This window comes from Megasphaera sp. SC8-1, assembly GCF_024436295.1.
Taxonomy (GTDB): Bacteria; Bacillota; Negativicutes; order Veillonellales; family Megasphaeraceae; genus Megasphaera; species Megasphaera elsdenii.
Genome location: NZ_JANFQH010000032.1, coordinates 134,740 through 143,731, shown reverse-complemented (window position 1 = coordinate 143,731; position 8,992 = coordinate 134,740). Strand labels below are relative to the sequence as shown.

Here is an 8,992-nt window from a genome sequence, read left to right as displayed (position 1 = left end):
TGGCGCAGAGAACGGTGAAGACGATGAAGGCCTGCTGGATGTGCTGGGCCAGCCAGGTTGATGTCGTAGCAGCCCCGCTTTGTGACAGGATCAAGGTGATGATGGCCACGCTGAGGACCTGGCCGATGAGGCGGACCGTACTGACGACCGATGAAGCAGCCCCATAATATTTGGGTGCCACGGATCCCATAATCGCGTTATTATTCGGCGCCGTGAACAGGGCAAAACCGATGCCGATGATGACCAGGGCCAGGGCAATGAGCCAGAAGGAAGAAAGAGAGACATTGATTGCCAGACAGGAGAGACCGAAGGTAATCAAAATCATACCGGAAGAAGCCAGGACGGCGGGATTGATACGGTCCGACAGCGCTCCGGTGACAGGGGACAAGAGCGCCATCAGTACCGGTTGGAGCAATAGGACGAGTCCCGTGTCACGGGCATTGAGGCCGGTAATGCGCTGCAAATAAATGGACAAGAGGAAACTGATGCCAAAAGTTGCACAGTAGTTGAGCATAGCTGCCAAACTGGAACAGGAAAACACGCGATTGTCGGCAAAAATACGGACGGGCAGGACTGGGCTTTTCCGGTGCCATTCACCATACAAGAACACCAGGAACAGGATGAAGCCGGCGGCCAAGAGATATTTAGCATAGAAAAGGCTCGTTACTTCCGATAAGCCAACCATAATGGCAATCATAGCCAGGGCATATAAGAGGCTACCAAACAAATCCAGACTGCCATGGGCATTGACAATCCATTCTTCCTTTTTCATGCTATACAGGGCAATCAGCCAGGCCACGGCACAGATAATGGCGATAAAATAAAAAATCGTCTTCCAGCCCAGGTAATAAGAAAAGAAACCGCCCAGAACCGGACCAAAAGACAGCCCGCAATACACAGCGGCAATGGTAAAGCCCATAGCCCGGCCGCGACGTTCCGGCGGGGTGACCAGGGAGACGATGGCCATGCTGGTGGCAAAAATACTGGCACTGCCCAGGCCTTGCAAGATGCGCAGTAAAAATAAGCCATAGAGGGAAGTCACAAAATACACAGCCAGTGACGAGACACAGAATAAGGATACACCAAACAAGAAGACATGACGCTTGCCAATCCGGTCGGCAATCTTGCTGATTGGCATAATCGTCACCGTCGAAGAAATCAAGAACAACTCAATGACCCAACTGAGCTTGGCATCCGTCGCACCATAAGCCGTACCAATCCCAGGCAAAGCCGTCGTCAAAGCGCTGCTGGTAAAAGGATTGATAAAGGACACCATCATCACAACGGCTAAAATTGTATTTTCATAAGATAAAAATCGCTGCATGGCGAATAACCTCCGTAAAAAACAGTAATAAGCAACCCTAATTATACTGCCAAAGAAAGGCCTTCGCAATGAATGTTTTTTTGAACTACTTTTAGAGAAGAAGCCTAATTTCTCTAAAAGTAGTTGATTAGCTCAACTATCAAGATGATACCTGTATAGAAAAAAGAATCATATCCATAGATAACAGATTAGCTCGTAGTAAGGATTCTACACCAAGAACCTGGCAAACTATCATGATAGATTAACATCATTCATCTTGACCTAAGTTAAATATGCTTAAAGACGCATGGCGCCTATATTCAATTCCGCCAGCCTATATGAATCATACAATCTCAAGTATCAGCAAATACAGATACAGGTTTACAAGTCCGGTTATGAAGCAAAAAAATTCCGTCAGTATAATAATTTGGCCATATTAGCAGGGAGAGAATCAAAAATGAGCCAAATAAAAATAAGTAGATATCATTAATGATAGTGAATTACTAGAAATATAGTGATTTTACAGTCATTAGCAGTACGGGGTGGAGTTAGAAGTATTATTACTACCGATAACGTTAAATTATCGTAAGTAATTTTAAGCCACTTAAAAATTCACAAAAAGCTCTCGAAAAAGCAATTTTCCATATGTCTTCATCTTTTCCTGTACCTTCATGATGGACTCCTCCTCGAATGTGTTCCTGTTGTCCAAGCTGATCCTGGGATGTCCATCCAAAAACCGGTACGAACGTCAGCCGTCAAGTGAGTAGTCCCATCGGGAAGCTCTTTGACGGCAGATGGTTATGGCGGTTATCCTTGTCATGCGAAGGCCATAGCATTGGCGCTTCTTATTAAGGCTTTTTCGGTCTTAATAAGCCCGAATAGGTCTTATTAGGGCTAAATAGGGTCAAAAAAAAGACCCGCATGATGACGGGTCCTTCCTAAAACCTTTTTTCAAATGATATTCTCGCAGTAATTTTTCCTGGTACTCATTATCTCGCAAGACACGGTCAAATTCTTCTTTCCGGCCTTCCTCCAATAGCTTTTGAAGCAAAGTACTGAGTGCCTGGCGTCCTGTCTTATCACCAATCTTTTCGCCGCGTTCCTGGCCTGCTTTTTCCCGGCTGTAAAGGGCCGAAGCGATGTCGCGCATGGTACGTTCGTGTTCCCAATAGGCTGATTTCAGCTTGTTATTCGTGGCAAACTGTTTTTCGTAATCCATAGCTTCCTTGATAGCCGTGTCACTCATAGCTAAAGCCCTCCTTTCCTGGTCACTGAAATTAGAAAAGACAAGGACATTCCATACATCATCGCATTTGGAATGTCCCTGTTTTTATTTTATTTCGGCGTAATGGCTACGACGCGGGCCGGAAGTCCGGTTGCGCCTTCGATATTGGGCCAGGATGCCAGGAGGATGGCACCGGCAGGGGCTACTTTGTCGAGGCTATCCAAGAGTTCGATCTGGACGTGGCCCTGGCTGAGGACGTAGCGTTCACAGATGAGGTCTCCTGCTTCAGCTGCGACGGCAGATGCGTCGGTATCAAAGGTTTCATGGCCGTTAGCAGCGGCATGACGGACTTCGTAGATGTATTTCAAGGCATCTAACGACCAGCCCGGGGCATTTTCATTACCTTCTTCATCAAAGCCGCAGAGCTTATCGTTATCCGGCCAGTTCTTCGACCAGTCCGTCCGCAGTGCGACAAATGCGCCTTCCGGAATGGCTCCATAAGCCGCTTCATAGGCTTTGATGTCGTCAACGGTAACGGCGTAATGGACGTCACGGGCTACTTTTTCACTGACATCGATGACGACCAAGGGATATGCCATGTACTGTACGCCGAAGCTTTCAGACAGTGCGGTCCCTTTGGCAAAATGGCCGGGGAAATCAATATGCGTGCCGAATTGGCCGGGAAATTTGAAGGTCTGGATCAAACATTCCAGCATGGGATTTCCCCAATCAAAGACGACTTTCCCGATTTCTACGGAGCCTTCAGGCATGCCAGACCAATACGGACTGTCATTGTTCAGGCGATGGCTAAGTTCTACCCATTCGTAATCAGATTTCAGTTGCTGCAAGAGATTCCACAATACATGTGTTACCATAAGGTCATTTCCTTTCTGAGCTAGTTTTAGCTATTTATAATTTCCATGTTTCTAATACGGACATCATTGCCCGTTTTTCAGCTGTTGCTTCTTCAAAATGAAAAACGGCGAAATGATTGCCACTTTCGGGCGTGTAAATTTTCTTCATGACTGGATAGCCAGGCTGTGCCAGCGCTTCTTGGGACAGTTCATCACCTTTTTCAAAAACAGCTTTCCCATAATAACGGAAAAAGAGTTTCCCCCTTTCCCATGAGTCCGCAAATCTCTACATATGGGTTTTCCTGCATCTGGCGATAAACTTCCTTCATGGCACCGACACCAAAATAATTGACCCCGTCCTTCAGCATGTGGAAACTGATGGGACGCGATTTTGGCCGGCCAGCTTCTACGGTATTCAAAAAGAAGGCGCCGCTTTCAGTTACACAATCGTTTAACCAATCGTTGATTTTTAAGGCAATGCTTTGTTTGTCCGTCATCTACCATTCCCCCATTGGTTAGGTTATTTTTCCGAAACAGTTGCCGGCAATTCGCTGGTGCAATGCGGGCAGCGCGTAGCGTCATCAGCAATGGGCTGACGGCAGAACGGGCAAAGCCGCGGTTCCGGAGCCGGTTCTGGTTTCGGAAAGAAACGGTTCAGCTGTTTGATGACGATAAAGATAGCAAAAGCGATGATCAGGAATTCTAATACCGTATTGAGGAAAGCCCCGTAAGCGATAACAGGAATCCCGGCTGTTTTCGCTTCGGCTAACGATTCAACATGTTCCGTACTCAAAGGGATAAAGAAGTCAGAAAAGTCGATGCCCCCGAGAAGAACGCCGAAAGGCGGCATAATGATGTTATTGACCAAAGACGTGACGATTTTCCCAAAGGCACCGCCGACAACAACGCCGACTGCCATGTCCAGTACATTGCCTCGCATGGCAAATTCTTTAAATTCCTTAATAAAGCCCATCCCATTTCCTCCTGTTGTAAATAAATACTAAGGTAAAAATTACATATATGTATTTATTATAACGAAAAAGCGGAGAAATTGCAATATCTTTTCCTGTCTACCCTTGTATACGGTACCAGAGCTGCATTTCAAAATCGTTAGGAATCTCCGATTCTGACATAAGTTGGCCAAAGCCTACGACGATACGCGTCATGGTTTGGCGAAAGGCTTTTTCTAAGGGCATATGCTTTACCTTATGCAAATACCATGATTCATGGATGGAAAGACACATTCCCGATTTCAGCAGCAACAGACGGGCATCGTGAGCCGCTTGGCGTTTCTCGGGGTCTCCTTGCGTATCTGCCTTAGCCGTTTCCAGCAGCTCCCGTTGTTCGTCTGGCGAAAGGTGGCTGCGGAACATATGCTGTGCCAGACGTCGGAACCAGGCAAGTTTTCCCCGGCATCAGCCAATAAACGCGTCATGAGCCGTTCAGAAGCCCTATCTTCTAAAAAAGCTTGCACACAAGCTAATTCCTGATTTTCCAGAGACATGCTATCACCTCTTCGTTATGCAGTGTCGTTATATGGAATAATTCTGCATAGTAAAGAGAAATTCCTGCTCCTATCGGCTTCTTTTTCAATAGAAGTCAGCGCGAGGACTGTATTTGGCTTACGATGTCGCGATAGGCTTGGATGAGGATATCGAAGTCTAGTTCATGAGCTACGCCGGCATAGCCTTCTTTTAAGCAGGCTGCGGCTTCTTTGGGTTTGGTCGTAAAGAGATAGCAAGGTTTGTTTTCTTTTTTGCAGGCCTTTAAGATACGCGCTTTCGCTGCCAAGAAATCAGGATGTGTGAATCGTCCCGGAAGGCCCATGGATGTCGACAAATCGAAAGGGCCGATAAAGATGCCATCGATGCCTTCCATGGCGGCGATTTCTTCGATTTGTTCCAAGGCTTCTTTTGTTTCGCATTGCGGAATGACCATGAGTCGTTCATTGCTATTGGCATAATATTCTTCCAGCGTATCGGTCGCCGCCCAGGGCAATTGCCCGAAGCCAGTCCCCCGCCCTTTGATAAAGCCGCGCTGGCCGATAGGTGCATATTTTGCCAAAGCTACGGTTTTCTGGAAATCTTTTATGTCGCGCAGGCACGGCACAATCAGTCCCTGAGCCCCACAGTCTGCCGCCCGTTGGATTTCTTTATGGTTGACGTTAGCAATGCGGACAACGGGCACTAGGCCGACGCGTTCTGCCGCTCGTATGAGCTGCATCATCGTTTCTGTATCGAAAGGGCCGTGTTCTGTATCGATAATGACAAAATCCAATCCCGTATAACCGAGACATTCGACGACGGATTCATTGCCCATACTGACAAAGGTGCCGACAGCTCCCTTCCCAGACTGGAATAGTTCGCGCAATCGATTCAAAGACATAGAAACTCCTCCTTTATGCTCTTTATATCAAGACTTATTCGAATAATCATTCGCTGAAATATTGACAAATGCCTATTTAATACATAATTTTTCTTAACATTTGAATTTTTAAATTTTATATCATTTCATGAGGGGTCATGAGGGGGAATGAACATGAATAAGAAATGGATACTCGCAGGAACGGCTGCCTTGACGGTAATGAGTGTCTTAGCAGGATGCGGTACACAATCGGATAAAACTCCGGCAAAAACAAACAAACCGCTTATTGTCGGGACGGAACCGTCATTCCCGCCTTTTGAAATGGCAGAAAATGATACGTATACTGGCTTTGATATAGACTTAGCCAACGCCATCGGGGAAAAATTGGGTCGCAAAGTCGAAATCAAGGCCATGGGCTTCGATGCCTTGATTCCAGCCTTGAAAAGCGGCCAAATCGATATGATTGCCTCAGCTATGTCGGCAACGGAAGAACGGAAAAAACAAGTCGACTTCACGGCACCTTACTATATCGGCGGCTCGGTCATCGTCGTGCAGAAAGACAATACGACCATTCATGGTTGGGACGACATCACTGGCAAGACCGTAGCCGTCCAAGCCGGCTCTAAACCGGCAGACTTTGCGGAAAAACAAGGGGCTGTCCTCAAGCAATTCGATGGCAATTACCAATGCCTGCAAGAACTGCAGAATGGAGGCAGTGATGCCGTCGCTATCGACAAAGCCGTTGCCTTGTACTACGTTTCCAAAGGCGGCATGAATAACCTGAAAGTCGTCGGTGAACCGAAAAAAATGGCTGGTTCAGCGATGGCCATCGACAAAGGTCATGATGATGAATTGAAGGCCATCAACCAAGCCCTGGCAAAGCTGAAAGCTGACGGGACATATACTAAGCTCTATCAAAAATGGTTCGGCGTCGACCCGACAGCGGAAGAATTGAAATAGAATTTTCGCCCTCTTTACGGGCTCTATATATTCAGCTGGTATGCTGAAGAAAATAGCGTAAAGGTGGGATTTTCTATGGCAAAGACTTATGTACTCGATACGAATGTGCTCATTCAGGCGCCGTATGCCATGCAGTGTTTTGAAGACAATCACGTCGTCATTCCTTTGGTTGTCGTCGAAGAGCTGGATGGATTGAAAAAAGCGGATGATGAAAAGCAGCCCTTTATGCTACCAGCTGACCATGATGGCCGATGAATGTGAACGGTCGCCGCTGGCCCTCGACGCAATCCAGCGCCTGTGATTTACTGCGTCAGATATTGGCTGCTTTCCTTGCATTCCTTTACAATTTGTGATACATTGAGAAAAGATTTATCTTAAAGTGTACTTGAAGGAATGATTTTTCATGGAGCGAAAGCACTATTTTCTAATTCTCGGGACTGTCTGTCTTGGACTTCTGGTCGGCAGCGGTGTCTTTGCCCTCTCAGGCGGACAGGCCGAAAAGTTCCTGGTGTCGAAGGAAGCTGCACCGGTTTCTTTGACGCCGCTGGAAGAAGCCCAGAAGGATTACGCTGGCGTGGCCATCACTTATCAGTTCGGCGATCAGAGCGAGACCCTCGACGGCGGCCGCATCGTCTCCTGGCTCAGAACCGATGCTAACGGCCAGGTCACCTTTGACCCGCAGCAGGTTCGGGCCTTCGTCAAAGAACTGGCCGACAAATACGATACGGCCTATACGCCGCGGACTTTCCACACTTCCGGCGGTCAGGACATCACGATCAGCGAAGGCGATTACGGCTGGCGCATCGACCAGGAAAAGGAAACGGCCCACCTGCTAGACCTCCTGGCCCAGAAGCAGAGCACGGTCTGCGAACCAGTTTACGCCCAGACGGCTGCGGTCCACGGCCATCAAGACTGGGGTACGACGTACATCGAAGTTAGTCTGAAGGACCAGCAGCTATGGCTCTATAAAGACGGCCAGTGCCTTCTACAAAGCTATCTCGTCTCGGGCAATCCGACACGTAAGCACGGTACGCCCAAGGGCATTTACGGCCTGACTTATAAGACACGAAATGCCACCCTGAGCGGTCAAGGCTACGACTCGAAAGTCAAATACTGGATGCCTTTCAACTGCAATGTCGGCCTTCATGACGCACCGTGGCGTTCCTCGTTTGGTGGCCAGATTTACAAATCGAACGGCTCTCACGGTTGTTTGAACCTGCCGCCGGCCAATGCCGCGAAAATCTATAAAAACGTCGACAAAAATACACCGGTCATCATCTATTAACATTCACTTTTTCAGATATTGGCTGGAAATAGCCGGATTCCAAGAACAAAGGCCCGCCGTTTTTTCAAAGCGCCATTTTTGTGGGACGTCGGGATACTTCTCATGATCCACTTCGCTGAGGAACATGTCCAGAGGGCGGATGAAATCGCGGTATTCGCCATACAAGGTCTTATAGACGACGTAGGTCTCACCCGTTTCGGCGTCATCCGCTAAATCGAGGATGCGGTACATATGGTTCTTGAAATGGCGCCACGTTTCGCCCGGTTTTGGCAAATCGCGGCCGAGGACAAAGGCTGTGAGCTCCGCAAAGGATGATACGAAAGGCACGGCATCAGCCCAGGCCTTATCGACGAATCCTTCGGCGCTCATCTGCTGGATCAAGGCTTTCATGGGCTGATAATAGCCATTGAAGTCGAGAAAGGCAAAGCGCCCTTCCAACTGGTGCAGTTTTACCTGGCTCATGACCTGGCTGATTTCTTCCAGCGTCCCGATGCCGCCGGGAAAGGCTAGAAAAATATCGCCTAAGTCCATCATCTGTTGCTTGCGCGACGTCATATCTGGCGTCACAATCAGTTTTGTCAAGCCTTCATGCTGTAATTCCTCATCCATAAAGAACTGCGGTTCCACGCCGATGACCTGCCCCCCGGCCTGCAAAGCCCCGTCAGCTAGTTTTCCCATGAGCCCGGTCCGGCTGCCGCCGTAAACGAGCGTATGACCATGGTGGGCAATCCAGGCCCCTAACGCATAGGCATAATCAGCATAACAAGGTTGGTTCCCACAACGGGAACCGAGATAAACAGTAATATTCATAGATATGGTCCTTTCTTTCCCTTAATATATGGTATAATACAAATTATATCATATATTAGGGGGAATTTTTTATTATGATTTTCGTGCCTATGTCGGAGCAAAATTCACGCACTTAGCGCCGAAACCCTTGCTTAAAGAGGCTAAGGTCGCCATGCCGACCTTAGGCGGCATCATCATGGTCCTCTTCGGCC

At 47.9% G+C, this 8,992-nt stretch carries 10 protein-coding genes and 1 pseudogene; 3 read left to right on the top strand and 8 right to left on the bottom strand.

What is annotated here, in order from left to right; all coding sequences use genetic code 11:
• The 7 genes from NOS26_RS10540 to NOS26_RS10510 form a co-directional block, all read right to left on the bottom strand.
• Positions 1-1,324, bottom strand: a 1,324-nt coding sequence (locus tag NOS26_RS10540; protein WP_255917718.1) for an MFS transporter, incomplete at its 3' end; no start/stop codon positions are given.
• Between the two features lie 883 nt (positions 1,325-2,207).
• Complete coding sequence (locus tag NOS26_RS10535) at positions 2,208-2,549, bottom strand: hypothetical protein (RefSeq protein WP_255917717.1); 342 nt, start codon at positions 2,547-2,549, stop codon at positions 2,208-2,210.
• Between the two features lie 89 nt (positions 2,550-2,638).
• Positions 2,639-3,403, bottom strand: coding sequence for a cyclase family protein (locus NOS26_RS10530; protein ID WP_074786349.1), 765 nt, complete (start codon positions 3,401-3,403; stop codon positions 2,639-2,641).
• 200 nt (positions 3,404-3,603) lie between these two features.
• The gene (locus NOS26_RS10525; RefSeq protein WP_255917716.1) at positions 3,604-3,879 is read right to left on the bottom strand and encodes a pyridoxamine 5'-phosphate oxidase family protein; all 276 of its coding nucleotides are present in this window, start codon (positions 3,877-3,879) and stop codon (positions 3,604-3,606) included.
• A gap of 23 nt (positions 3,880-3,902) precedes the next feature.
• Positions 3,903-4,355, bottom strand: coding sequence for a large-conductance mechanosensitive channel protein MscL (gene mscL, locus NOS26_RS10520; protein ID WP_072981280.1), 453 nt, complete (start codon positions 4,353-4,355; stop codon positions 3,903-3,905).
• Positions 4,356-4,452: 97 nt separating this feature from the next.
• The gene (locus NOS26_RS10515) at positions 4,453-4,755 is read right to left on the bottom strand and encodes a hypothetical protein (protein ID WP_255917715.1); all 303 of its coding nucleotides are present in this window, start codon (positions 4,753-4,755) and stop codon (positions 4,453-4,455) included.
• A 226-nt stretch (positions 4,756-4,981) separates the two neighbouring features.
• A complete protein-coding gene (locus tag NOS26_RS10510; protein WP_081354063.1) occupies positions 4,982-5,767 on the bottom strand; it encodes an HpcH/HpaI aldolase/citrate lyase family protein in 786 nt (261 codons plus the stop codon).
• 153 nt (positions 5,768-5,920) lie between these two features.
• On the opposite strand from NOS26_RS10510, the gene NOS26_RS10505 reads away from it, so the two are divergent.
• The 3 genes and pseudogenes from NOS26_RS10505 (at position 5,921) to NOS26_RS10495 (ending at position 7,991) form a co-directional block, all read left to right on the top strand.
• Positions 5,921-6,706, top strand: a complete 786-nt coding sequence (locus NOS26_RS10505; protein ID WP_072981278.1) for a basic amino acid ABC transporter substrate-binding protein — start codon at positions 5,921-5,923, stop codon at positions 6,704-6,706.
• Positions 6,707-6,781: 75 nt separating this feature from the next.
• Positions 6,782-6,922, top strand: a pseudogene (locus NOS26_RS10500) (PIN domain-containing protein); the annotation flags it as partial.
• A 187-nt stretch (positions 6,923-7,109) separates the two neighbouring features.
• Complete coding sequence (locus tag NOS26_RS10495; RefSeq protein WP_072981276.1) at positions 7,110-7,991, top strand: L,D-transpeptidase/peptidoglycan binding protein; 882 nt, start codon at positions 7,110-7,112, stop codon at positions 7,989-7,991.
• Positions 7,992-7,994: 3 nt separating this feature from the next.
• Here the strand turns inward: NOS26_RS10495 and NOS26_RS11735 are convergent, their stop codons facing one another.
• Entirely contained in the window at positions 7,995-8,801 is an 807-nt protein-coding gene (locus NOS26_RS11735) for a TIGR00730 family Rossman fold protein (protein ID WP_014016645.1), read from the bottom strand.
• Positions 8,802-8,992 lie beyond the last annotated feature (191 nt).

Excerpts from the sequence above, each read along its gene's own strand:
- NOS26_RS10510 (WP_081354063.1), bottom strand. The coding sequence starts at position 5,767 with ATGTCTTTGAATCGATTGCGCGAACTATTCCAGTCTGGGAAGGGAGCT.
- NOS26_RS10495 (WP_072981276.1), top strand. The coding sequence starts at position 7,110 with ATGGAGCGAAAGCACTATTTTCTAATTCTCGGGACTGTCTGTCTTGGA.
- NOS26_RS10525 (WP_255917716.1), bottom strand. The coding sequence starts at position 3,879 with ATGACGGACAAACAAAGCATTGCCTTAAAAATCAACGATTGGTTAAAC.
- NOS26_RS10535 (WP_255917717.1), bottom strand. The coding sequence starts at position 2,549 with ATGAGTGACACGGCTATCAAGGAAGCTATGGATTACGAAAAACAGTTT.
- NOS26_RS10505 (WP_072981278.1), top strand. The coding sequence starts at position 5,921 with ATGAATAAGAAATGGATACTCGCAGGAACGGCTGCCTTGACGGTAATG.
- mscL (WP_072981280.1), bottom strand. The coding sequence starts at position 4,355 with ATGGGCTTTATTAAGGAATTTAAAGAATTTGCCATGCGAGGCAATGTA.
- NOS26_RS11735 (WP_014016645.1), bottom strand. The coding sequence starts at position 8,801 with ATGAATATTACTGTTTATCTCGGTTCCCGTTGTGGGAACCAACCTTGT.
- NOS26_RS10530 (WP_074786349.1), bottom strand. The coding sequence starts at position 3,403 with ATGGTAACACATGTATTGTGGAATCTCTTGCAGCAACTGAAATCTGAT.
- NOS26_RS10515 (WP_255917715.1), bottom strand. The coding sequence starts at position 4,755 with ATGTTCCGCAGCCACCTTTCGCCAGACGAACAACGGGAGCTGCTGGAA.